General features: G+C 64.1%; 16 protein-coding genes and 2 pseudogenes. 8 read left to right on the plus strand and 10 right to left on the minus strand.

Annotated features, from left to right (window positions below; genetic code table 11):
• The 4 genes and pseudogenes from AX735_RS00790 to AX735_RS00805 all read right to left on the minus strand — a co-directional run.
• Positions 1-182: pseudogene (locus AX735_RS00790) on the minus strand (hypothetical protein); the annotation flags it as partial.
• 2 nt (positions 183-184) lie between these two features.
• On the minus strand, positions 185-1,126 hold the full coding sequence (locus tag AX735_RS00795; RefSeq protein WP_017502073.1) for a LysR substrate-binding domain-containing protein: 942 nt from the start codon (positions 1,124-1,126) through the stop codon (positions 185-187).
• On the minus strand, positions 1,123-2,304 hold the full coding sequence (locus AX735_RS24020; RefSeq protein ID WP_081600934.1) for an efflux RND transporter periplasmic adaptor subunit: 1,182 nt from the start codon (positions 2,302-2,304) through the stop codon (positions 1,123-1,125). The genes AX735_RS00795 and AX735_RS24020 overlap by 4 nt, the downstream gene beginning before the upstream one ends.
• Positions 2,305-2,474: 170 nt before the next feature.
• A pseudogene (locus AX735_RS00805) lies at positions 2,475-2,669 on the minus strand (P-type conjugative transfer ATPase TrbB); the annotation flags it as partial.
• 402 nt (positions 2,670-3,071) lie between these two features.
• Between AX735_RS00805 and AX735_RS00810 the strand changes: the two are divergent.
• Genes AX735_RS00810 through AX735_RS00820 form a run of 3 tightly spaced genes read left to right on the plus strand, consistent with a single transcriptional unit; the run spans position 3,072 to position 8,800 of the window.
• A complete protein-coding gene (locus tag AX735_RS00810) occupies positions 3,072-6,254 on the plus strand; it encodes an efflux RND transporter permease subunit (RefSeq protein ID WP_017502070.1) in 3,183 nt (1,060 codons plus the stop codon).
• The gene (locus AX735_RS00815; RefSeq protein ID WP_017502069.1) at positions 6,247-7,410 is read left to right on the plus strand and encodes an efflux RND transporter periplasmic adaptor subunit; all 1,164 of its coding nucleotides are present in this window, start codon (positions 6,247-6,249) and stop codon (positions 7,408-7,410) included. Before AX735_RS00810 ends, AX735_RS00815 begins: the two co-directional genes overlap by 8 nt.
• Positions 7,397-8,800: an efflux transporter outer membrane subunit gene (locus AX735_RS00820; RefSeq protein WP_017502068.1), complete on the plus strand. Its 1,404-nt coding sequence runs from the start codon at positions 7,397-7,399 to the stop codon at positions 8,798-8,800. The genes AX735_RS00815 and AX735_RS00820 overlap by 14 nt, the downstream gene beginning before the upstream one ends.
• A gap of 194 nt (positions 8,801-8,994) precedes the next feature.
• Here AX735_RS00820 and cueR read toward each other — a convergent pair whose 3' ends face one another.
• Positions 8,995-9,438, minus strand: coding sequence for a Cu(I)-responsive transcriptional regulator (gene cueR, locus AX735_RS00825; RefSeq protein WP_017502067.1), 444 nt, complete (start codon positions 9,436-9,438; stop codon positions 8,995-8,997).
• Entirely contained in the window at positions 9,435-11,954 is a 2,520-nt protein-coding gene (locus tag AX735_RS00830) for a heavy metal translocating P-type ATPase (RefSeq protein ID WP_017502066.1), read from the minus strand. Before AX735_RS00830 ends, cueR begins: the two co-directional genes overlap by 4 nt.
• 238 nt (positions 11,955-12,192) lie before the next feature.
• On the opposite strand from AX735_RS00830, the gene AX735_RS00835 reads away from it, so the two are divergent.
• The 3 genes from AX735_RS00835 to AX735_RS00845 all read left to right on the plus strand — a co-directional run bounded on the left by AX735_RS00835 (position 12,193) and on the right by AX735_RS00845 (position 15,362).
• Positions 12,193-12,396, plus strand: a complete 204-nt coding sequence (locus AX735_RS00835; RefSeq protein ID WP_017502065.1) for a heavy-metal-associated domain-containing protein — start codon at positions 12,193-12,195, stop codon at positions 12,394-12,396.
• Positions 12,397-12,510: 114 nt separating this feature from the next.
• The gene (locus AX735_RS00840; RefSeq protein ID WP_026109362.1) at positions 12,511-14,340 is read left to right on the plus strand and encodes a copper resistance system multicopper oxidase; all 1,830 of its coding nucleotides are present in this window, start codon (positions 12,511-12,513) and stop codon (positions 14,338-14,340) included.
• Between the two features lie 119 nt (positions 14,341-14,459).
• Positions 14,460-15,362, plus strand: coding sequence for a copper resistance protein B (locus tag AX735_RS00845; RefSeq protein WP_017502063.1), 903 nt, complete (start codon positions 14,460-14,462; stop codon positions 15,360-15,362).
• A gap of 83 nt (positions 15,363-15,445) precedes the next feature.
• On the opposite strand, the gene AX735_RS00850 is transcribed toward AX735_RS00845, so the two are convergent.
• The 4 genes from AX735_RS00850 to AX735_RS00865 all read right to left on the minus strand — a co-directional run bounded on the left by AX735_RS00850 (position 15,446) and on the right by AX735_RS00865 (position 18,866).
• On the minus strand, positions 15,446-15,796 hold the full coding sequence (locus AX735_RS00850; RefSeq protein WP_017502062.1) for an ArsR/SmtB family transcription factor: 351 nt from the start codon (positions 15,794-15,796) through the stop codon (positions 15,446-15,448).
• Between the two features lie 74 nt (positions 15,797-15,870).
• Positions 15,871-16,233, minus strand: a complete 363-nt coding sequence (locus AX735_RS26205; protein ID WP_228220262.1) for a hypothetical protein — start codon at positions 16,231-16,233, stop codon at positions 15,871-15,873.
• 62 nt (positions 16,234-16,295) lie between these two features.
• Complete coding sequence (locus AX735_RS00860) at positions 16,296-17,321, minus strand: cation diffusion facilitator family transporter (RefSeq protein WP_017502060.1); 1,026 nt, start codon at positions 17,319-17,321, stop codon at positions 16,296-16,298.
• 180 nt (positions 17,322-17,501) lie between these two features.
• Positions 17,502-18,866: a tyrosine-type recombinase/integrase gene (locus AX735_RS00865; protein ID WP_017502059.1), complete on the minus strand. Its 1,365-nt coding sequence runs from the start codon at positions 18,864-18,866 to the stop codon at positions 17,502-17,504.
• A 300-nt stretch (positions 18,867-19,166) separates the two neighbouring features.
• On the opposite strand from AX735_RS00865, the gene AX735_RS00870 reads away from it, so the two are divergent.
• Positions 19,167-20,501: an MFS transporter gene (locus AX735_RS00870; protein ID WP_082750854.1), complete on the plus strand. Its 1,335-nt coding sequence runs from the start codon at positions 19,167-19,169 to the stop codon at positions 20,499-20,501.
• Positions 20,502-20,750: 249 nt separating this feature from the next.
• On the plus strand, positions 20,751-22,772 hold the full coding sequence (locus tag AX735_RS00875; RefSeq protein ID WP_066274264.1) for a TonB-dependent receptor: 2,022 nt from the start codon (positions 20,751-20,753) through the stop codon (positions 22,770-22,772).
• Positions 22,773-22,842 lie beyond the last annotated feature (70 nt).

Here is a 22,842-nt window from a genome sequence, read left to right on the forward strand (position 1 = left end):
TCGAGATGCGCCGCGAAATACTGCGTCCCGCGCGGTTCGGCCGGCTCCGGTGCGGCGGGGGCCGGACTCGCGAGGGCCGGCGCACGCTCGACGGGCATGATCACCGGGCGCAGCACGAAGCCCACGCCGAATCCGATGACCAGCGCGACCAGCACGATGAAGAGTGTCTTGCTTCGTGTCATGGCTATTTCTTTTCCGGTTGGTGATGTGATGGCTGCGGCATCAGAATGGGCGGCAGCGAATAGCGACCGGCCACGAGATCAAGGAAGCGCAGCAAGACGGGGTTGTCATTGTCTTCACGCCAATAGCCCGAGAAGCCGATCCGCATATGTCCATGACTGTCGTGGATTTCGCTGAACGTTACGCCTGGCACTTGGATACCCAAGGCGGATTCGGCGACAATCGAGAGACGCCCACCGAGCGCAATGGCGCTCAACATTGTCTCGCGTCCGATATCCTGCATGTCGATCTCTGGCATGCAACCGGGGACCCCAAGTTTGCCCATGAGGATGTTTCGGGTCTCTGGGCCGGGATCTCGTTCGGTCAGCAAAAAGTGTTCGCCGGTCAGGTCGGGCCAATGGATGCGTTCGCATTGGGTGAGTGGATGGCCTGCCGGCATTGCTACAAATATGCGCTCACTCCAGAAAGAACGGCTCATCAGACCCCGATAGGAGGCCTCCCCAATCATGATCGCGATATCGAGCAGGCCATTCTCGATCCCGGCCAACAGCATATCCCGATCGCGTTCAAAGCCGGATACTTTGACCTCGGGGTGGCGTTCGCCGAACTCGCTGAGCGTTGCCCGCAAGTTGCCGGCGGAGAAGGACGTATAGAAGCCTACGGCCAGCTTGCCGACGTGGCCGTTGTTCGTGGCGCGGACCCAGTTGTTCAGTTCCTCGAACTCCTTCACGATGCGCTGTGCCGTTCGCAGATAGGTTCTGCCATTCGGAGTCAGAGTGGCACCGCGGGTCTTGCGGTCGAACAGCGCCATGCCTAGCCGCTTCTCGATTTCGAGGACGTGTCGGCTGAGCGTTGCTTGCTTGATATTTATGCTGCGCGCCGCGCGACTGAAGCTACCGGCCTCGGCCGCCGCAATCAGGTAGCGGAGCTGGCGCAGCTCAATCACCGGGCTAACGGATCATCAGGCGGTGTCGTGAACTCCGTCCAGCCGCCACCCAGCGCCTTGTAGAGATTGATGAGATTACTGAGCCGCACCAGCTTGGAGCGGACCAAGGCTTGCTGTGACCCGTAAAGCGTGCGCTGCGCGTCGAGCAGGGCGAGGTTGTCATCCTCGCCTGAGTTGAGCCGCTGTTCCGCGAGCCTGTAGGCATTGCGGCTGGCATCGACCCGCTGCGTTTCCGATCGGATTTGGGCGTCCAAGGTTCCTTTGCCGGCGAGCCCGTCAGCCACGTCGCGGAAGGCGGATTGGATCGCCTTCTCATAGTTGGCGATTTCGATCCGTTTCTGCACGTCCGCGCGATCGAGGTTGGCTCTCAGCGCGCTGCCGCCGAAGATTGGAAGCGGCAGGGTGATGCGCGGCATGAAGCTCCATGCGCCCGACCCCGATGAGAACAGATCGTCGAGGCTCGCGCTCGCTGTTCCCGCCGAGCCGGTCAGACTGATCGTCGGGAAGAACGCTGAGCGGGCAGCGCCGATATTCGCGTTGGCGGCGCGCAGCGTATGTTCGACCGCGCGGATGTCGGGTCGGCGCGCCAGAAGGTCCGAGGGCACGCGATCGACCCGGCCGCCGACCGGCGCCGTGACCTGCGTAAAGGAAAGGTCGAGCCGTGCGGCGGCTACGGCCGCGCTACCGGCCTGCACCTGTGCGCGTGCGGCGTTCCGCTGCGCCAGCGCGTCGTCATAAGTCTTGCGCGAGATTGCGCCGGTCGCGACGAGTTGTTCCGAGCGGGTGAAATTGCTTTCGGCGAGCGTTGCGGAGGCTTGCGCCTGACGAAGCTGCGCCTGCGCCTGATCGAGCGCGACCTGGAATGGTCGCGGATCAATGCGGAACAGAAGCTGCCCCTTCCTGACGAGCACGCCTTCGGGGACATGGACGGAGACGATTGCGCCGCTGACGCGGGGCCGCAACTCGACGCTCTGGGGCGCCGATAGCGAACCGTTGAACTCGGCCGAGGGGGCAAGCTCGCGCACGACAACTTGCGCTACTGGCACTTGCGGCGCTGCCGCCGCTTGTGCGCCCTGATCGCCGCCCGATTTGCTACAAGCTGACGTAAGGCCGCCAATAGCCAAGGCTATGGAAGCCAGGAGAAGTGCGCTTTTTGTCGGCATGATATTGCCTTTCAACTGTGCCGCGCCTTGTTCATCCGTTCCGCGGCGTCTGATCGATTCCTGTTCGCTTTGCGGCTTCCAGCGTTGGCAAGGTCAAGGATTATTTTCAACAATCATTCATATGAATATAGATAAATATGAAAGGATAGGCGATAGGTCGAAGGGGCACGCCGGCATGGCGCGTCGAGCGTCGCAATGCCATCCTTGGTGCGCATCGCGACGAGATTAGGCGCGGCGCATTGAAGCTCGCGCGTGTCCTCAATGATGACGACGCGGTCGGGACCCTTGGCGACTTCGGCTAGAAGCGCCGCTTGGTCGGCGGCCATGGTGCCCGACTGCACATAGTCATCGAGCAACGTACCGGCGGCGTAGGTCCGACGTGAGCCCGAAGTGATTCATCCCTTGACCTTCCAAACGTTGGAAGAAGCATCGGTCTGCGGCAACAAACGAATCAATGCGGAAAGTCAGGAATTCCCGGATTCCTGAAGCCGTCCCTCAACCGCCGACGCCGTCATCGGCTTCTCCGAGCGCAAAAATGACGCTGCCATTTGCTCGTCATCGCCACGGCCAGCTCATGGTGGTGCTTGACTGCATCGAGTTGACATCAAACAAATGAACACATATTCATGTGCACATCTTATGGCTCCGTTTGAGATCGACATGCCCCATTCCCACAGCCACCACGATCACGATCACGCAAGACGGGAGCATGCCCATTTTCGCGATCTCGCGGGAGGACGTGCGATGCCTAGCAAGTCACCTATGTTTCGGAACCAGCCACGATGATGGCGCTCGTGCGGGTCGCGCTAACGCGACCGCTGACCTTCATCGTGATGGCCGTGCTGATCTTTGGCCTCGGCATCCTGTCCGTTCTGAGGATGCCGGTCGACATCTTCCCGCGCATCGGCGTGCCGGTGATCGCGACCGCCTGGACCTATAATGGGCTGTCGCCCGAGGACATGGCCGGACGGATCATCAATCCGTTCGAACGCGTGCTGACCACGACCGTCAACGACATCGACCGGATCGAGAGCCAGTCGATGAACGGCGTTGGCGTCGTGCGGATTTACTTCCAGCCAGGCGCGGACATTCGCACCGCGACCGCGCAGGTCACGTCGATCTCGCAGGCCATTTTGCGTCAGCTTCCGCCGGGCATCTCTCCGCCGTTCATCGTCAACTATGACGCCTCGACCGTGCCGATCGTCCAGCTCGCCCTCTCCGGCGAAGGGCTGAGCGAACAGCAGCTCTACGATCTCGGCGTCAATCAAATCCGCCCGCAGCTCATCACCGTGCCGGGCGTCGCCATGCCCTTCCCATTCGGCGGCAAGCAGCGTCAGATACAGATCGACATCGACCCTGAGGCGCTGCGCGCTCGCGGCCTGTCCGCCGGCGACGTCGCGGCGGCGATTGCCGCGCAAACCCAAATCATCCCGGCGGGCTTCGCCAAGGTCGGCGGCCTGCAATACACCGTCAGGCTCAACAATGCGCCGGGCTCGGTCGAGCAGTTGAACAATCTGCCAGTTCGCGTGGTCGACGGCGCGACGATCACCATGCGCGACATCGCCCAAGTCCGCGACGGCGCGCCGCCGCAAATGAACATCGTCCAAGTCGAAGGCCAGCGGTCAGTCCTGATGACCGTGCTCAAGAGCGGTGCGGCCTCAACCATCGATATCGTCAATACGGTTCGCGAGCGTATCCCACAGATCACCGAGGGCCTCCCGGAAACGCTGCGCGTCCAGCTTATCGGCGACCAGTCGGTGCTGGTGAAGGCGGCCGTCTCCACCGTGGCCTATGAGGGTGTGTTGGCCGCCGTGCTGACCTCGCTGATGATCCTGCTGTTTCTGGGATCGTGGCGATCGACGATCATCATCGTGACCACGATACCCTTGGCGATCCTCGCCGCGTTGTTGGCGCTGAGCGCGACCGGCCAGACGATCAACATCATGACGCTGAGCGGCTTGGCTCTGGCCATCGGCATATTGGTCGACGACGCGATGGTCACGATCGAGAACATCAACTGGCACCTTGAGAAAGGGAAGCCGGTTCTACGCTCGATCATGGACGGCGCGGCGCAGATCGTGACGCCCGCCTTCGTGATCGTGACGTGCATCTGCATCGTCTTCGTGCCGATGTTCTTCCTGCCGGGCGTCGCAGGCTATCTGTTCGTGCCGCTGGCACTGGCGGTGATCTTCTCGATGATCGCCTCGTTCATCCTGTCGCGCACGCTCATCCCGACGATGGCGATGTATCTGCTACGCCCGCATCGGGAGGGCGAAGAGGCCGAGCGCGCCCGCTCGCGCAATCCACTCGTCCGGTTCCAGCATCGCTTTTCGACCGGGTTCGACAGGCAGAAGGACCGCTTCGGGCGGGTGCTTTCCCGCGTGATGTCCGCACGGCGCATCTTCATCCCGGCGTTCCTCGGCGCGATGGTGGCGTCGCTGCTGCTCATTCCCACACTTGGCCGCGACTTCTTTCCCACTGTGGATGCTGGGCAAATCACCCTGCATGTGCGCGCGCCGGCAGGCACGCGCATCGAGGACAGCACGGCGCTGATCTCGCGGGTGCAGACGCGGGTGCGCGAATTGATCCCCGCCGAGCAGGTTGAATCGGTCGTCGCCAATGTCGGAATGTCCTCCGCGCTGCTCAACGTCATCTACAACAATACGGGGACGGTGGGACTGAACGAGGGCGATATCCTCATCTCGCTCGGGCGGAACCGAACCGCGACGGACACGCATGTCGCCACTTTGCGGCGCGAGCTGCCCGTGAGCTTTCCGGGCGTTGATTTCTCCTTCCTGCCTGCCGACATCACCAGCCAAATCCTGAACTTCGGCTCGCCAGCGCCGATCGATATCCAGGTGCGCGGCCGGAATCTCGCGGCGAACGAAGCTTATGCGCAAGCGATCCTCAAACGCGTTCGGACCGTGCCCGGCCTCGCCGACGCCCGACTCCAGCAATCCTCGCGCGCGCCGCAGCTCAACATCGACATCGATCGCTCGCGGATCGCGCAATACGGGCTCAACCAGCGTGACGTAACCACCAGCGTCGCGACCGCCCTAGCCGGCACGCAGCAGTCTGCGCCGGTTTACTGGCTCAATCCCGAAAACGGGGTGTCCTATCCTGTCGTGGCGCAAGTCCCCGAACTGGAGGTCGACACGATCGCTGCGCTGGAAGCGCTGCCGGTTTCGGCGACGGGCGCCGGGGAGGCCCAGACGCTGGGCGGTCTTGGCGCCGTGACTCGCAATACGACCATCAACGTAGCGAGCCGAGCAGACATCCAGCCGGTCATCAACATCTATGCCACGCCGCAGGCTCGCGACCTGGGCGCCGTGGCCGGCGACATTCATCGCATCATTGCCGAGATGGATGCCGAGCGCCCGGCCGGCGTAACCGTCACGCTGGCGGGACAATATGAGACGATGAACCACGCCTTCTCCGGTCTCGCTTTCGGGCTGATCGGCGCGATTATCCTCATCTACCTCGTGATCGTCGTGACCTTCCAGAGCTGGATCGACCCGCTGGTCATCATCGGCGCGCTGCCGGCCGCCTTCGCCGGCATCGTCTGGATGCTGTTCGTGACCGGCACGACCATCTCCGTGCCCGCGCTCACCGGCGCGATCATGTGCATGGGCGTCGCCACCGCCAACTCCATCCTGGTGGTCAGCTTCGCACGCGAACGCCTAGCCGAGACCGGCGACGCCACCCGCGCCGCGATCGAGGCGGCGGTGGTCCGTTTCCGCCCCGTGCTGATGACCGCGCTCGCGATCATCATCGGCATGACCCCCATCGCGCTCGGTATCGGCGAGGGCGCCGAGCAGAACGCTCCGCTCGGCCGCGCGGTGATCGGCGGCTTGATCTTCGCAACCGTGGCGACACTGCTGCTCGTGCCGGCGCTGTTCAGCATCGCCCATCGCAAGGGCGCGCCTTCCTCACCCGCAAGGGAGCTTGAACTCCAGCATGTCTGATCCAACCCCAAAGAAGCGCGCCGGCCTTTATCTCGGCGCGGCCGGTCTCGTGATTGCCGCACTGGTCGGAGGCGGCCTCGTTTCGCGCGGCATGGCCGAAAGCGAACAGGCAGCCATCGCGGCCGAGAACGCGCTGCCCACCGTCAGCCTGGTTCAGCCCCGCGTGTCCGAGGGAGGCGAGATCGTGCTGCCGGGCAGTCTCGATCCCTATAATCGCGCCGCGATCAACGCGCGGGTGAGCGGCTATGTGCGCGAATGGCGCGCGGACATCGGGGACCGGGTGCGGCGCGGGCAAACGCTCGCCATCCTCGATGCGCCCGAGATCGACCAGCAGCTCGCGCAGGCCCAGGCGGCCTATCAGACCGCGGCCGCTGATCGCGGGCTGGCCGAAACCACGGCGGCGCGCTGGAACAATCTGCTCGAAAAGGACGCCGTGTCCCGGCAGGAAGCCGATGAGCGGCAGGGGCAGTTTGCCGCTGCCGATGCGCGCGCACGGGCCGCTCAGGCGGACGTCGGCCGGCTGAGGGCGCTGACCGGATTTACGCGGCTGACGGCGCCGTTCGATGGCGTCGTCACCAGCCGCTCGGCCCAGCTCGGCGCCTTGGTCCAGACGGGCGCGCCGGGGGTGGAACCCTTGTTCACCGTTGCCGACGTCAGCCGCCTGCGCCTCTATGTGCGCGTACCGCAAGCTTTTTCGGGAAGGCTGGTGCGCGGCACGCAAGCGATGTTCACCGTGCCTGACAGACCGGGCGAGGTGTTCGAGGCCACACTGTCCCGTCTCTCCGAGGCGGTGGACCGCCAATCCGGCGCAATGCTGGTGGAATTTCTGGTCGATAACGGCGCTCGACGCCTGAGACCCGGCAGCTACGCGGAGGTGCGGGTGTCCGTGCCTGGCGGCGCCGAAACGGTCCAGGTGCCGGCGAGCGCCCTGATCCTCGGTTCCGACGGCGCGCGGGTCGCCGTGGTCGATGGCCAGGGTCAGGTCGCGCTTCGGGAGGTTGCGGTGGGTCGCGACCAGGGCGCGACCATCGAGATTATCTCGGGGCTACGTCCAACCGACCGCATCGTTCAGACCCCTCCCGACGCGCTGGCCACCGGCGACAAGGTCCGGGTAGTTCCCGCACGGCAACCGGCGGCTCCGAATGCGCAGCGCTAGGATAGCATTCGTCGCCGCGATCGGCCTCGGCGGCTGCGCCACCCTGCCGCCGATGCAAACGCCGGCAATCGAGACCCCGGCAAGCTTCCGCCATGTGGAAGGATGGACGACGGCCGCGCCCGGCGATCATCTAGACCGTGGCGAGTGGTGGCGCGGATTCGCGGACCCGGTGCTCGACGAGCTGATGGCGCGGCTGGACGAGCGGACCCCGACGCTCGCGGCCGCGCTTGCCCGTTACGACCGGGCGTTGGCGGCGGCACGGCTCGACCGCTCCAACCAGTTGCCGAATGTCGATCTGACCGGCGGGGCTTCGCGCGAGCGGCTTTCAGCCGGACGATCGATCGGAGCTGGCGAGCCCGTAATCGCGAACCAGATCCTCTTCGGTGTTGGTCTCGATTATGAGTTGGACCTTTGGGGCCGGGTCCGCAACAGCGTGCGCGCCGCTACGGCGGATGCCGAAGCGCAGGAGGCCGCCTTGCGCTCGGCGCGGCTCAGCCTTCAGGCTTCGGTCGCCGATCTCTATGTCCAACTTCGCGCCGTCGATGCCGAGCAGGTCCTGCTGACCAGGACCGTGGCCGCCTATGCGCGCGCCGATGATTTGATCCGCACCCGCCACGAAGGCGGCATTGCCTCTGGCGTGGACCGTAGCCGATCGACGGCCCAGCTCGCCGATGCCCGCGCCCGTCTGGAGGCGCTACGGGCGCAGCGCGCGGGGATCGAGAACCGGATCGCGGCGCTGGTTGGCGAGAGCGCCTCTGTTTTCGCCATCGATCCCGCGCAACGAAGCCTTGCGCTGCCTGACCTGCCGCCGTCCCTGCCCTCCGAACTTCTTCAGCGCCGTCCCGACATCGCCGAGGCGCAGCGCCGCCTGGTCGCCGCCAATGCGCGGATCGGCGTCGCGCGGGCCGCCTTCTATCCGCGCATCAGCCTCGGGCTCGGCGCGGGGTATCAGGCGGTCGAGGCGCCGATCGTCAGCGCGGATACTGGTTTCTGGGCGCTCGGGCCGATCACCACGATCTTCAATCTGTTCGACGGTGGCGGACGGCGAGCGCGGCTGGCCATCAGCCGGACGGACTATGAAGAACTCGCCGCGGGCTACCGCCAGACCGTGCTGGATGCGTTCCGGGAGGTGGAGGATGCCCTGTCTCGCATGGATGCCTTGACGGGTCAGGATCGCGAGCAGCGCATAGCCGCCCAAGCGGCGGCGCGGGCTGAGAGCCTGGCGCTTGATCGCTATCGCGACGGCGCGGCCGACTATCTGGAGGTGACGACGGCCCAAACCGCCGCGCTCGCCGCGCAACGCGCCAGCATCACGGTCGAATATGATCGCGCCCGAACGGCAATCGCCTTGATCCGGGCGCTGGGAGGCGCGACCCCGGACGACACATGACGGAGAAGCGCCGCCCTTCACGACGAGACCTACTGCAAATCGGCGGGGTGGTCGCCATAGGTTATGGCGTCAGCGTTTTTCTGAAGGCGACCGCACCACTCGGGATCAACGCGTCCGCTTGTTGTCGGACTTGTTGACCACGGCTTAGCGGGAGCGGCGCCGCATCGTGGAGCGGTGTCGAATATCTGATTCGTTTACGGTCGGTGCCGAAGGCGGCCCGTTGCCGCCGGCACGGATGCTGGCGCGGCGCCGGGTTCCTCCAGATCGGCAAGGATCGGGCAGTCAGGCCGATCATCGCCCGCGCAGCAATCCACCAGCGTTCCGAGCGTCGCGGCCATCTGGTTCAGATTTTCGATCCGCTCCTGAAGCTGGGCGATATGGGCCTGCGCGATCCGCTTCACATCGGCGCTCTGGCGGGCCTTGTCCCGCCAGAGGCTCAGAAGATCGTTGATCTCCGCGACCGAGAAACCGAGATCACGCGCCCGCCGGATGAACCGCAGCATATGAACATCCGATGGCGAGTAATCGCGATAGCCGGAGTCCTTGCGATCGGCTTTCGGAATGAGGCCGGTCTGCTCGTAATAGCGGATCATCTTGGCGGAGACGCCCGACGCCTTGGAGGCTTGTCCGATGTTCATGCCGTTCCTCCTGTCTCGCGTGGCTGAAAACCGCGCAGGCGCAACGAATTACCCAAGACGAAGATGCTCGACATCGCCATAGCACCCGCCGCGAACACCGGCGAGAACAGGATGCCCAGGCTCGGATAGAGCACGCCTGCCGCGACCGGGATCAGCGCCGTGTTGTAGGCGAACGCCCAGAACAGGTTCTGGCGGATATTGCCAATCGTCGCGCGCGACAGGGCGATGGCCGTCGCCACACCGTTCAGATGGCCCGACATCAGCACGACATCGGCCGCCTCGATCGCGATATCCGTGCCGGTGCCGACCGCTAGGCCGATATCGGCAGCCGCCAGCGCGGGCGCATCGTTGATGCCATCCCCGACGAAGGCGACGCGGCCATGCTCGGCCTTGAGCCGGGCTATCGCCTCCACCTTCCCTTCGGGCAGGACTTCGGCGACCACTTCGTCGATACCGAGCTGGCGGGCGATAGCCTCGGCCGTCATGCGGTTGTCGCCGGTCAGCATCGCAACCTTGAGGCCGAGCGCGTGCAGCGCCGCGATGGCTGCCGGCGTGGTCGCCTTGATCGGATCGGCCACCGCGATGATCGCGGCAAGCCGCCCGCCAATGGCGGCATAGAGCGGCGACTTGCCTTCCTGCCCCAACCGCTGTGCTGTCTCCGCAAAGGCGGCCACGTCCAGCCCAAGCTCGCGCATGTAGCGATCGGCACCGATCTGGACCAGCTCGCCACCCGCCACCGCCTTGACACCGAAGCCGGTGATAGAGTCGAAGTCGGTAATCGCGGGCAGCGCAATACCTTCCGCCTTGGCCGCGTCGACGATTGCGCGGGCGATCGGATGCTCCGACTTGTCCTCGACAGCGGCGACCAGACCCAGCACCGCCGCCCGGTCGAAGCCGTCCGTCACTTGCAGGTCGGTGAGCGCGGGACGACCTTCGGTCAGCGTGCCGGTCTTGTCGACCGCGACAACCCTGGCGTCCTTCAGCAGTTGCAGCGCCTCGCCCTTGCGGAACAAGATACCCAGTTCCGCTCCGCGCCCGGTGCCGACCATGATGGCGGTCGGCGTCGCCAGCCCCATAGCGCAGGGGCAGGCGATGATGAGCACGGCGACCGCATTCACCAGTGCAAAGGTCAGTGCGGGCGACGGGCCGAACCACAGCCAGGCTGCGAAAGTCAGCGCCGCCACACCGAACACGGCGGGGACGAACCACATCGTCACCTTGTCGACCAGCGCCTGAATCGGCAGCTTCGATCCCTGCGCCTGCTCGACCATGCGGATGATCTGCGCCAGCATCGTCGCGCCGCCAACGGCGGTGGCGCGGAACGCCAGCGCGCCCTGCTGATTGACGGTGCCGCCGACCAGCGTGGCGCCCTCAGCCTTGGCGACCGGGATGGGTTCGCCGGTGATCATCGACTCGTCGACATAGCTCTCGCCCTCGGTCACTTCGCCATCGACGGGGATGCGCTCGCCGGGACGCACTTCGATAATGTCGCCGGTGATGACCTCGCTAATGGAAACCTCGAACACCGCGCTGTCGCGGCGCACGCGGGCGGTCTTGGCCTGCAATCCCACCAGCCGCTTGATCGCTTCGGAGGTGCGGCCCTTTGCACGGGCTTCGAGGTAACGGCCCAACAGGATCAGCGCAACGATGACCGCCGCCGCTTCATAATAGACGTTGACCGTCCCGGCGGGCAGCAGACCGGGCGCGAAAGTCGCGACCAGCGAATAGCCGTAGGCGGCCAGCGTGCCGACGGCAACCAGCGAGTTCATGTCCGGCGCCAGCCGCGCCAGCGCGGGCAGGCCCGCCTTGTAGAAACGGATGCCGGGGAAGGCGAGCACCAGCGTCGTCAGGACGAACTGGAGATACCAGCTTGCCTGCATGCCGATCGTGCGGTCGATCAAGCCATGGACGCCGGGAATGACGTGGCTGCCCATTTCGAGCAGGAACACCGGCAGCGCCAGTACGGTCGCAAGGGTGAGATCGCGCTTCAGCGCCCGGCGCTCGGCGTCCTTCCGCTCGGCCGCTTCCTCGTCGCCAGAAACGCTGGCCTCAATTGGGCGCGCTGTATAGCCCGCGCCCGCGATCGCTGCGATGAGCGCCTCAACATCGGCCGCGCCGCGCACGCTCGCGCGTTCGGTCGCTAGGTTGACTATCGCCTCGGTGACGCCGGGGACAGCTTTGAGCGCCCGCTCCACGCGACCGACGCAGGATGCGCAGGTCATTCCCTCCACCGCCAGTTCGATGCCGGCGACAGATGGCACGCTGTAGCCGGCGGCCTCGACGGCCCGCACCAGCGCCTTTCGGTCGACGGCGGCGTTTGCTCGAATGTCGGCGTTTGCTCGAATGTCGGCGCGTTCGGTCGCCAGATTGACGCTGACGGACTGTACGCCCTCGACCTTGCTCAGCGACCGTTCGATGCGGGCCACACAGGACGCGCAGGTCATGCCCTCAATCGGCAAGCTGATCGCCGAATCGATGGATTCGTCCGAATCTCTCAGGGTTTCTGCGGCTATCATGGCTCGATACTCCACACTTCACGATTGGAATTTGTCGCAAGATGCAGGTTCCAATGATGGGAAGGTCAAGGGCAAAATATATCCTGACCTGATGAGAGCAAGCCGCCCTCGCAAGCACATGGCTCAACGGTAGGGCCGTGATCTCCTTTCCGATAGCGACCGCGAAAAACGGCCTTGACCCTCCAACGATGGGAAAGATTAGCTTGTGATCCGTTGTCAGGAACAATGGAGATTTCCCATGCAATTCCACGTCGAAAACATGAGCTGCGGTTCATGCATCAAGCACATCGCGCAAGCGATCACCGCGATCGACGCCAATGCGAAGGTCGAGGTGAGTATCGCGGACAAGAAGGTCACGGTCGATACCGTGGCTAGCGCGCAAGCTATCGAAGTCGCGCTCGCCGAGGACGGCTATCCCGCGCGCGCTATTGAAGTGGCATAGGGAGGCGTAGCCATACCACCAGGTCCGACCGGGCGGATGACGGCTGTCGTCCGTCCGGCATTTCCGGCCCTTGTTCCCGTTTCCGAAAATCGGGCACCTGCAGGACATAGAGACATGACACCATTCATTGAGCGCAGGTCGTTTTTACGAGCGGGAGCCATCGGCATAGCCGGACTCGGCATCACGGGGCTTGTTCCCGCCTGGGCCAGAACCGGCTCGACCGGGCTTGTACCGACCCTGCCCACACTCTCGGGCGAGGATATTCACCTCAGGATTGCCAATACGCCTTTCACCGTAGGCGGGCGGACCGGTCACGCCGTGACTATGAATGGTGTATTGCCCGCGCCGCTGATCCGGCTGCGCGAGGGGCAGAATGTGCGGTTGCACGTCGAGAACACGCTCGACGAGGACAGCTCGATCCACTGGCACGGGCTGCTCGTGCCATTCCAGATGGACGGCGTGCCCGGCCTCAGCTTTCCGGGGATCAAGCCGCGTTCGACCTTCGTCTATGACTTTCCGTTGCTGCAAAGCGGCACCTATTGGTATCACAGCCATAGCGGCCTTCAGGAACAACAGGGCCATTATGGTCCGATCGTGATCGATCCCGCCGAGCCCGATCCGATCGCTTATGATCGCGAGCATGTGATCGTGCTGAGCGACTGGACGTTCCTGCATCCGCACGCTCTCATCACCAAGCTCAAGGCGGAAGGCGGCTACTTCAATCGCCAGAAACAGACATTGTTCGGCATGATGAAGGGCGGCCCCGAGGAGGAAATGTCGGCATCGGACCGCGCCATGTGGGCGCAGATGCGGATGGACCCCACCGACATTTCCGACGTGACGGCCGTCACCTACACCTATCTCATCAACGGTCATGGCCCGCAGGAGAACTGGACCGGCCTGTTCCGTCCCGGCGAGCGGGTGCGGCTGCGCTTCATCAATGCCGCCACCATGACGATCTTCAATATCCGTATCCCCGGCCTGCCGATGACGGTGGTCAGCGCCGATGGCCAGAATGTCCGACCCGTAACGGTCGACGAGTTCCAGATCGGCAATGCCGAAACTTATGACGCCATCATCGAACCCGCCGAGGACAAGGCGTTCACGCTGGTGGCGGAATCGATCGATCGTTCCGGCATGGCGAGCGCCACGCTCGCATCCCGTATGGGGATGACGGCGCCGATTCCGCCGCTGCGCCCGCGTCCCACGCTCACCATGAAGGACATGGGCATGGGCGGCATGGACCACGGATCAATGGCGGGAATGGACCATAGTGCCATGGGCCATGGCGCGATGGCGGCCGGGGCAGACGCGGTGACAGCAGACCATGGCGGGATGGATCACAGCGGCATGGATCATGGCGGTTCCCATTCGATGGGCGGCATGAACATGCGTGACAAGTCTTTGGTTCCCGACAGCGTCAAGGTCGGTGTGGGCGTGGACGCCATCGCCATGGCGCCGGTCGATCGCACCGGCGATCCGGGGCTGGGCCTCGAAGATGTCGGCCATAAGGTGCTGACCTATCGCGATCTGATGTCCTTGACGCCCAATCCCGACACGCGCCCGCCGCAGCGCACGGTCGAGGTCCACCTCACCGGCAACATGGAACGGTTCATGTGGTCGTTCGATGGCGAGAAGTTCAGCGAGGGCGTGGAACCGATCCGCTTCGAGCGCAATGAACGCGCCCGCGTTACCCTCATCAACGACACGATGATGACCCATCCCATCCACCTGCACGGCCATTTCTTCGAACTGGTGAACGGTCATACCGGCAGCTATCCGCGCAAGCACACCGTCAATGTGCTGCCGGGCGGCAAGGTCAGCTTCGACCTGACCGCCGATGCGCCCGGCGACTGGGCGTTTCACTGCCATCTGCTGCTCCACATGCACGCCGGGATGTTTCGCGTCGTCACCGTCCGTCCGCTCGACGGAGACGCGGCATGATGCGGCTCGTGGGCATCGCTCTCCTCGCCGTCGCGACTCCCGCTTGAGCGCAACACGATCACCGGAGTCATGCTGGCGCCTCACAGCAGGACCCGGCCGATTCCCATGCGGGGCATCGTATGGACGGTGCCGAAGGCAATCCCCATGCGGGGCACGACATGCCGCCGGAACCCTCCGCAGCGCCCGATCCTCATGCCGGCCACGCCATGCCTTCAGCCGCGCCGATGGAAGCGCACCAGGCCCATGCAGGCCATGAACCGGGCATTCCCGACCCGCCGGTGCGCGGGCCATCGGCGGCGGCCATGGGCGGCCCCGATCACGCCGCCGATGCCATATTCGGCGCGGCGGCCATGGCTCCGGCGCGCGAAATCGTGCGCCGCGAACATGGCGATATCAAAAGCCACAATATCCTGATCGATCAGCTCGAAGCCGTGATCGGCAAGGGCAAGGACGGCTATGCCTGGGACGTGCAGGGCTGGTATGGCGGCGATATCGACAAGCTCTGGCTCAAGACCGAAGGCGAAAGCCACTTCGACGACAGCCCGGAAAGTGTCGAGGCGCAGGCGCTCTGGAGCCACGCGCTCGATCCGTGGTGGAACCTCCAGGCCGGCATACGCCACGATTTTCGGTCCGGACCGGACCGCACCTACGCTGTCATCGGCGTTCAGGGCCTTGCCCCTTACTGGTTCGAGATCGACAGTGCGCTGTTCCTGTCCGACAAGGGTGACGTCACCGCGCGAATCGAAGCGGAATATGACCAGCGCCTGACCCAGAAGCTGATCCTCCAGCCAACCGCCGAACTGAACTTCTCCGCGCAGGACGTTCCCGAGCTGGGCATCGGTTCCGGGCTGTCCACCGCCGAGTTGGGGTTGCGTCTGCGCTACCAGTTCGTGCCGGAGTTCGCGCCCTATATCGGCGTGAAATATGAACGCGCCTTTGGCGACACGGCGGATTTTCGCCGCGCCCGCGCTGAAAGCAGAGGTGGGTGGAATTTCCTGATCGGAATCCGGTCCTGGTTCTGAGGGATATGGTTATCGGACCGGCGGGCCTGATCGAGGTGCGCCGGTCCTCCTGTCTTTCTGTGAACAAATATTACTGGGCGCGATCATTCGTCGTCGTGATCCTCATCCATATGGCTGGCCATGTCGATGAGCATGGTGCTCACATGGGCATCCGCCACTTCATAGAATATCTGCTTGCCGTGTCGCTCGCTACGGACGAGGCGCGCGCCGCGCAGGAGGCGCAGATGGTGGCTGACCAGCGTTTGCGACAGATCGAGGCTTTCGGCGATGTCGCCCACCGATCGCGGCGTTTGCAGGCAATAGAGCAGAATACGCAGGCGGGAGGGATCGCCCAGCAAGCGGAAAGTTTCGGCCAGGATCGTTACGTCGTGGCTCGACAGTCCCTGAGAATGCTTAGGATTGCCATGATCGTCAGAGTTGGTGGTGTCGGACATCAGGAGCCTCTTATACGTGAATATATGACGATGTGTAGATTTATGATCCTTCTAGGGCCAGCCTTGACCACCCGCTAGCCAACCAATTGCCGGTTTTCCTCGATCATCCCCTTGCACTTGTGGAACCGGCTTGCCGGAGCAGCAGCGGAATGAGGCTCGTCGCGATTACCGGGAAAATCAGCCAATTGATCGCCATCCAACCCGAGCTGTGCAAGATCGTGCCGGCAAGAAAGGAAACAGCCGCTGTGGTCGCGAAGGCCGAGTCCGAACAGGCTGACGGGGAAGGTAACCCAGGCGGGATCGGGCGAGAGTTGCTGACCGACCAGCCCGCCGAGCGACATCACGATCGGCGGGCTGGCGCCGCCCAAGGCTTGCGCGGCAGTGAGAACAGCGATGTTCCTGCGGGCGTTTGGTTCCCGTTCATTGCCAAGAGCCACCTTCAGGCACCGGGAGGCAGTCTGACAGAGCATTTCAGATAGGCTGCACCAACGTCCGCCTATCAGTGGGAGCAAGCGTGTTTCACGCCGCCGTGGCTGTGGCTGGGATGGTCGTGCCCAGGTCCGCGTCCCTCATCCCGCTTGCTGCCGGGAGCGAGGCTGCACGTCTCGCCTTCCTCGTTCCAATCCACCGCTACAGTGGCGTGCTCGATCTCGAAATGGCTCTCCAACTCGCGTTCCACTGCACGCACCACTACGCGGGCCTCGGTGTCGTTCGCCGGTCGGACGTGCATCGTCGCCAGCGTGCGGCCCGACGTGATCGACCAGACATGGATATGGCCGACCGCAGCCACGCCCGGCACATGCTCCAGAATATGGCGCTCGATCTTCTCCGGCGCCGCGCCGTCGGGCGCGCCTTCGAGCAGGATGTGCAGCGACTTGCCCGCCAGTTTCCATGCGCTACGCAGTACCAGCAGGGAGACGACCACCGACAGGATGGGGTCGATCGGCGTCCAGCCCGTCAGGTAGATCACGATCGCCGCGCCCACGGCGCCGACCGAGCCGAGCAGGTCGCCCATGACGTGGAGCGCCGCGCCCTTGATGTTGACATGCTCGCTGTCGCCGCGCGTCAGAATCCAGAAGACGAGGATATTGACCAGCAGCCCCGCGATCGCGACCCCGAACATCGGGCCGGCAAGGATCGGCTGCGGCTCCTGAAAGCGCTGCCAGGCTTCATAGACGATCCAGCCGACGATCGCGAACAGGGTGACGGCGTTGACGAAGCCGGCGATCACCTCGAAACGCAGATAGCCGAAGGTGCGTTTGGAATCAGCCGCGCGCTGGCCGAAACGGAAGGCGGCATAGGCGAGCGCCAGCGCCGCCGCGTCGGTCATCATATGGCCGGCGTCCGCCAGCAGCGCCAGCGACCCTGAAAGCAGACCGCCCACGACCTCGACCGCCATGAAGGTGAAGATCAGGCCGAACGACAGCAGCACCTTGCGCTCATTGTCGCTGGTGATGGTCGGCGTGTGCGAATGATCGTGGTCGTGATCGTGGCCATGACCATGGTCGGCGTGCGAGTGGGCCATTATCGAGCTTTCATGACATATACATTAAACACATCAATATGTGTTCATATAATGTATGTCAATATGCCTATGTGCCGATGGATAATGACCCGGCCGACCTCTTGTTCTTTAGACAGTTTTGGGGATGAAAGCCGCATCGGTCTAGGAGCGGCCTGCATCCCATACCATCGTGTGCAATTGTCAGGCGGCCAGCCGTTGTGACGTTTCAGCTTGTGCTGTTGAGTCTTGATGGGGCGTCAGAAACCGAACCAACGCAGCCTTACGCGAGCCCCGATCAAGCGCATAATGTGTATGTGTCAGCTCAGCACCATTGAGCAGCGCATGGATGTAGCCGGACACCGTATCGGCCGCCATGACGAGGGCTGCATCGAGCGTATGCACATAACGGCTGGTGATAGAGCCGGTGGCATGGCCGAGAAGCGCCGCGATGGTGATCTCGGTGAAACCAAGGTCGTTCGCCAGGCTGGCGAAGCTGTGGCGCAGTACATGAGCGGTGATGTCCGCCAGCTCCGTCCCGGCGAAGATCTTTTCCCAATGCCGAGGGAAGCTGCCGAACGGCTTGGCCAGGTTCCGCTCGCCGGGAAACACATAGGGGCTGTCGCCGCTCATGTCCCGCTCGTCGAAATACTCCAGCACCGGCAAGCCCATCGGCCGCACGGACTGACCTTCCTTCGTATCCTCGAACCGGAAGCAACTCCCCACGGTGTCGAGTTCCGTTTTGCGCAGCTTGATGACCTCACTGCGCCGGCAACCCGACATGGCGATCTGACGGATCATCTCCACGGTGCGCGTGTAGCGTTCATCCTCGGCGGCATTGGCAAGGATGCGCCCGAGGGCGCGATACTCGTCCTCGTTCAGACGGCGCTGGCGCACGGCGTCCTTGGGCTTGCGGATGCCATGCGCCGGATTGACCTCGATGATGCCCAGGTCATCCCGTGCATAGGTGAAGATGCCACCCAGGAGACCGACGGTGCGGCTAGCGACGCCGATGCCGCCCCGTACGATCGACTTACCGCGCAGTTTCTCCGTCTTCTCGATCCCGCGCGTCTTGCCCGCCATGATGTCCTTCATCATGGTCGTCACGTCGGCCTTGGTGACGTGGGTGACGCGCTTCTTGCCCAGGAGTGGGATGATGTGGCGGTTGATCCGGCCGAGGTCGGTGATCTTGGTGCTGGCCTTCTTCGGCCGCCCGCCCTTGCCGAGGATGCGGCCGGCTTCGAGTTCCGCGATATACAGCTCGCAAAGCTCCTTTACCGAGATCGCCTTGCGCGCGCTGTTCCGGTTTTCGAGGGGATCGTTCCCCTTGGAGACTTCGGCCAGGGCTTGAATGGCCAGCGTGCGCGCTTGCTCGGCGGTGATCTGTCCGTGCCGGCCCAGCTTCATCCGCCGCCGCACATTGTTGGCGTTTCGATAATCGACGAAGTAGGTCCGGGTGCCGGAGGGCAGGACGAAGACGCCAAAGCCCTTCAGCTCGCCGCACCAAACGGTGTATTGACGGTCGCGTGGTTCGGACTTGTCCACGACGGTTTTCGTAAGTTTCGACATAAGTACCTCGCTAGTGCGGGCTCAAAAACTCACCAAAATCTCACCACCGTATCGAAAACTGTGGGTGTCGTTGGCGTAGCACAGAGAACCCTTACGATCAATAAAATGCTGTATAAACAGCGTGTTATCGTACTCTAGCGTTGGATTGGTAAGCCTGTCGTAGCGTTGTGGTTCTAGCTCCGAAGGCAGAGGTCACAGGTTCGAATCCTGTCGGGTGCGCCAGATTCTTGCGTATCGAGTCGGCGATATTTCCGCTTTGAGGTCCGCCATGCCTGACCCATTGCAAAGCCAGCATCGCCAATGACGAGCTCTCCGCCACCTGTCAGACCGCCGGCAGGCATCGCGCCGTCCGCCCACCGCCCGACCACGCGCCAGCGCACCTGGGCGATCATCGGCGGGTCCACGGGCAATCTGGTCGAATGGTATGACTGGTACGCCTATGCCGCGTTCACGCTCTATTTCGCGCCGCATTTCTTCCCGTCGGGCGACAGCACCGCCCAGCTGCTCGGCGCGGCGGCGGTGTTTGCGGTGGGCTTCTTCATGCGCCCCATCGGGGCCTGGGCGATGGGCATCTATGCCGATCGCAAGGGGCGCAAGAGCGGGCTGGCGCTGTCGGTCGCGCTGATGTGCGCCGGATCGCTGCTGATCGCGGCGGCGCCGACCTATGAGACCGCAGGCCTGCTCGCCCCCGCGCTGCTGGTGCTGGCGCGGCTGATGCAGGGGCTTTCGGTCGGCGGCGAATATGGCGCGAGCGCGACCTATCTGTCCGAAATGGCGGGCAAGGGACGGCGCGGCTTCTTCTCGTCCTTCCAATATGTCACGCTGATCGGCGGGCAGCTGCTGGCGATCGGCGTGCTGCTGGTGCTGCAGGCGGTGCTGAGCGAAGCCGCGCTCGATGCCTGGGGCTGGCGCATTCCCTTTGCCATCGGCGCAGCGCTGGCGGTGGTGGTATTCTGGATCCGGCGCGGGCTGGCCGAGACCGAGAGCTTTGCCAACGCACAAGCCAGCGATGCGCCGAAATCGGGCATGCTCGCATTGTTCCGCCATCACCCGCGCGAGGCGCTGACGGTGATGCTGATGACCGCTGGCGGCACACTCGCCTTCTATGCCTTCTCGATCTACATGCAGAAATTCCTGGTCAACACCTCGGGCTTCGACCGCGAGATCGCCTCGCGGATCAACGGCGCAAGCCTGTTCGTGTTCATGCTGCTGCAGCCGGTGGCGGGCGCGCTCAGCGACCGAGTGGGGCGCAAGCCGCTGCTGGTCGGCTTCGGCGTGCTGGGGGTGCTGTGCACCTATCCGCTGTTCGCCGCGCTGGAGACCACGCGTGATCCGCTAACCGCCTTTGCGCTGGTGCTCGGCGGACTGGTGATCGTCACCGGCTATACCTCGATCAACGCGGTGGTGAAGGCCGAGCTCTTCCCCGCGCATATCCGCGCGCTGGGCGTCGCGCTGCCCTATGCACTGGCGAACACGATCTTCGGCGGTACGGCGGAATATGTCGCCCTGAGCTTCAAGCAGGCCGGGTGGGAGCGCGGCTTCTACTGGTATGTCACGGGCATGATCGCGCTGTCGCTGATCGTCTATGTCCGCATGCGCGACACCCGCACCGCCAGCGCGATCCTCGAGGATTGACCGGCAGCGCGGTCGTTGCGCAGAGCAAGCTCCTGAAAAACCATTGCAAAGCTGAGCGCCGCACCAGCTACCGGTTGAGTCGCCAACGTCACATCGCTGTCTCAAATAGGCAACACCACTGAAAAATCTGGCGCCGGCGCATGGCGAGTGTTGTCCTCGGCCCCCGTCTCAGCGAAGGGACGCAGAGATCCGGCGCGATTCCGCCGGTGTTACCCTATCGCCACATCCGCCACTTCGAGGATATTTCCGATGCGTGTCCTGTCCCGCCGCCTGGTTTCGTCGATCGCCCTGTCTGCTGCCGCATTCGGTTGCGCCCTCGCCTCCCCCGCTGCAGCACAGACGGCAGAGGGCGACCAGGCCGAGGACGCCGAGCGCGGCGTCGGCGTCATCGTCGTCACCGCGCAGAAGCGCGAGCAGGACCAGCGCGACGTGCCGCTGTCGATCTCGACGCTGAGCAGCGATGCGCTCGCGGCGGTCCAGGCGGGCGGCGGCGACATTCGCGGCCTCGCCGGACGCGTGCCCAACCTCAATATCGAAAGCTCGTTCGGTCGCAGCTTCCCGCGCTTCTACATCCGCGGCCTTGGCAATACCGATTTCGACCTCAACGCCTCGCAGCCGGTCAGCCTGGTCTATGACGATGTCGTGCTGGAAAACCCGATCCTCAAGGGCTTCCCGATCTTCGACCTCGACCGGATCGAGGTGCTGCGCGGACCGCAGGGCACGCTGTTCGGCCGTAACACGCCCGCGGGCATCGTCAAGTTCGACACCGTCAAGCCCGGCACCGACGGCGGCTATGCCAAGGCCAGCTGGGCGCGGTTCAACACCATCCAGCTTGAAGGCGCGGTCGGCGCGAACCTGGGCAATGGTTTCTCGTTCCGCGCCTCGGGCTTCTACCAGCACCGCGACCACTGGGTCGACAATATCGACAATGGCGCGGGCGATGACCTCGGCGGCTATGACGATTTCGCCGGACGGCTGCAGCTGCAGTACGAGGACGGCCCGCTCACCGCGCGGCTGACCGGCCAGGTCCGCGTGCTCGACGGATCGGCGATCCTGTTCCGCGCCAACGTGTTCCAGCGCGGCAGCAACGAGCTGATCGGGCTGGGCGGCCCCGGCACCGAGTTCCGCCGCGACCGGATCCGTTCGGACGGGATCAATTTCCAGGAGCTCAACACCTATAATGTCGGCCTGACCGTCGACTATGATTTCGGCCCGGCGACGCTGACCTCGGTCACCTCCTACTGGAACGGCAATCTCAAGAGCCGCGGCGATATCGACGGCGGCTTCGGCAATGCCTTTGCGCCCAGCCAGGGTCCGGGCTTCATCCCCTTCTCGGCCCAGACCCGCGACGACGTGCCCAGCCTCGACCAGTATACGCAGGAAGTGCGCCTCGCCTCGAACAACCAGACCGGCCTTGGCTATCAGATCGGCGGCTTCTTCTTCAACGAGCGGCTCAACATCACCACGCTCGATTATGGCGCACCCGCCGATACCGTTGCGGCGGCGGTCGCGGTGCAGCGCCAGGTGACCAATGCCTTCGGCCTGTTCGGGACCTTGAGCTACACGTTCGACAACGGCCTGATCCTGCAGGCCGGCGCGCGCTATAATGACGACGACCGCGACTTTGCCGCCGCGCGCCCGATCGACACGCGCCCCGGTTTCCTGGGCTTTGGCGGGCCGGTCGGCACGTTGCGCACCGAGGCCAAGGCGAACCTGCTGACCTGGGACCTGAGCGCGGTCTATCCGGTAAGCGATGCGGTCAACATCTTCGCCCGTGCCGCACGCGGCTATCGCGCGCCTTCGATCCAGGGCCGCCTCGCCTTCGGCCGCGCGCTCTCGGTCGCCGATGCCGAGCGCACCATGTCGTATGAAACCGGCATCAAGACCGTGCTGTTCGACGGCGCGGCGCGGTTCAACCTGACCGGCTATTATTTCAACACCGAGGACCTGCAGCTGACCGCGGTCGGCGGCGGCGGCAACGTCACCGCGCTGCTCAATGCCGATGATGTCGAGGGCTATGGATTCGAGGCCGAGCTGGTCGCTCGCCCGACCGATGGCCTCGATCTCAGCATCGGCGTCGGCTTCAACGAGAACGAGATCAAGTCGCCGGGTCTGGGCGTTGCCGGATGCGGCGCGCCGTGCACCGTGCTCAACGCTCCGATCGCAGGGCGCCCGGGCATCTTCTCGATCGACGGCAACCGCCTGCCGCAGTCGCCGAAATGGTCGGTCAACTGGACCGCCGGCTATGCCCATCCGGTCGGCGCTGGCTAACTCTATGTCTTCACCGACTGGTATTATCGCTCGCGCATCCAGTTCTTCCTCTACAATTCGGTCGAATTCA

It is taken from the genome of Blastomonas sp. CCH1-A6 (assembly GCF_001556365.1).
Classification (GTDB): Bacteria; Pseudomonadota; Alphaproteobacteria; order Sphingomonadales; family Sphingomonadaceae; genus Blastomonas; species Blastomonas ursincola.

Coding starts and splice junctions, on each gene's coding strand:
- AX735_RS00810 (WP_017502070.1), top strand. CDS start 3,072: ATGATGGCGCTCGTGCGGGTCGCGCTAACGCGACCGCTGACCTTCATC.
- AX735_RS00815 (WP_017502069.1), top strand. CDS start 6,247: ATGTCTGATCCAACCCCAAAGAAGCGCGCCGGCCTTTATCTCGGCGCG.
- AX735_RS00820 (WP_017502068.1), top strand. CDS start 7,397: ATGCGCAGCGCTAGGATAGCATTCGTCGCCGCGATCGGCCTCGGCGGC.
- cueR (WP_017502067.1), bottom strand. CDS start 9,438: ATGAACATCGGACAAGCCTCCAAGGCGTCGGGCGTCTCCGCCAAGATG.
- AX735_RS00830 (WP_017502066.1), bottom strand. CDS start 11,954: ATGATAGCCGCAGAAACCCTGAGAGATTCGGACGAATCCATCGATTCG.
- AX735_RS00835 (WP_017502065.1), top strand. CDS start 12,193: ATGCAATTCCACGTCGAAAACATGAGCTGCGGTTCATGCATCAAGCAC.
- AX735_RS00840 (WP_026109362.1), top strand. CDS start 12,511: ATGACACCATTCATTGAGCGCAGGTCGTTTTTACGAGCGGGAGCCATC.
- AX735_RS00845 (WP_017502063.1), top strand. CDS start 14,460: ATGGACGGTGCCGAAGGCAATCCCCATGCGGGGCACGACATGCCGCCG.
- AX735_RS00850 (WP_017502062.1), bottom strand. CDS start 15,796: ATGTCCGACACCACCAACTCTGACGATCATGGCAATCCTAAGCATTCT.
- AX735_RS00860 (WP_017502060.1), bottom strand. CDS start 17,321: ATGGCCCACTCGCACGCCGACCATGGTCATGGCCACGATCACGACCAC.
- AX735_RS00865 (WP_017502059.1), bottom strand. CDS start 18,866: ATGTCGAAACTTACGAAAACCGTCGTGGACAAGTCCGAACCACGCGAC.
- AX735_RS00870 (WP_082750854.1), top strand. CDS start 19,167: ATGACGAGCTCTCCGCCACCTGTCAGACCGCCGGCAGGCATCGCGCCG.
- AX735_RS00875 (WP_066274264.1), top strand. CDS start 20,751: ATGCGTGTCCTGTCCCGCCGCCTGGTTTCGTCGATCGCCCTGTCTGCT.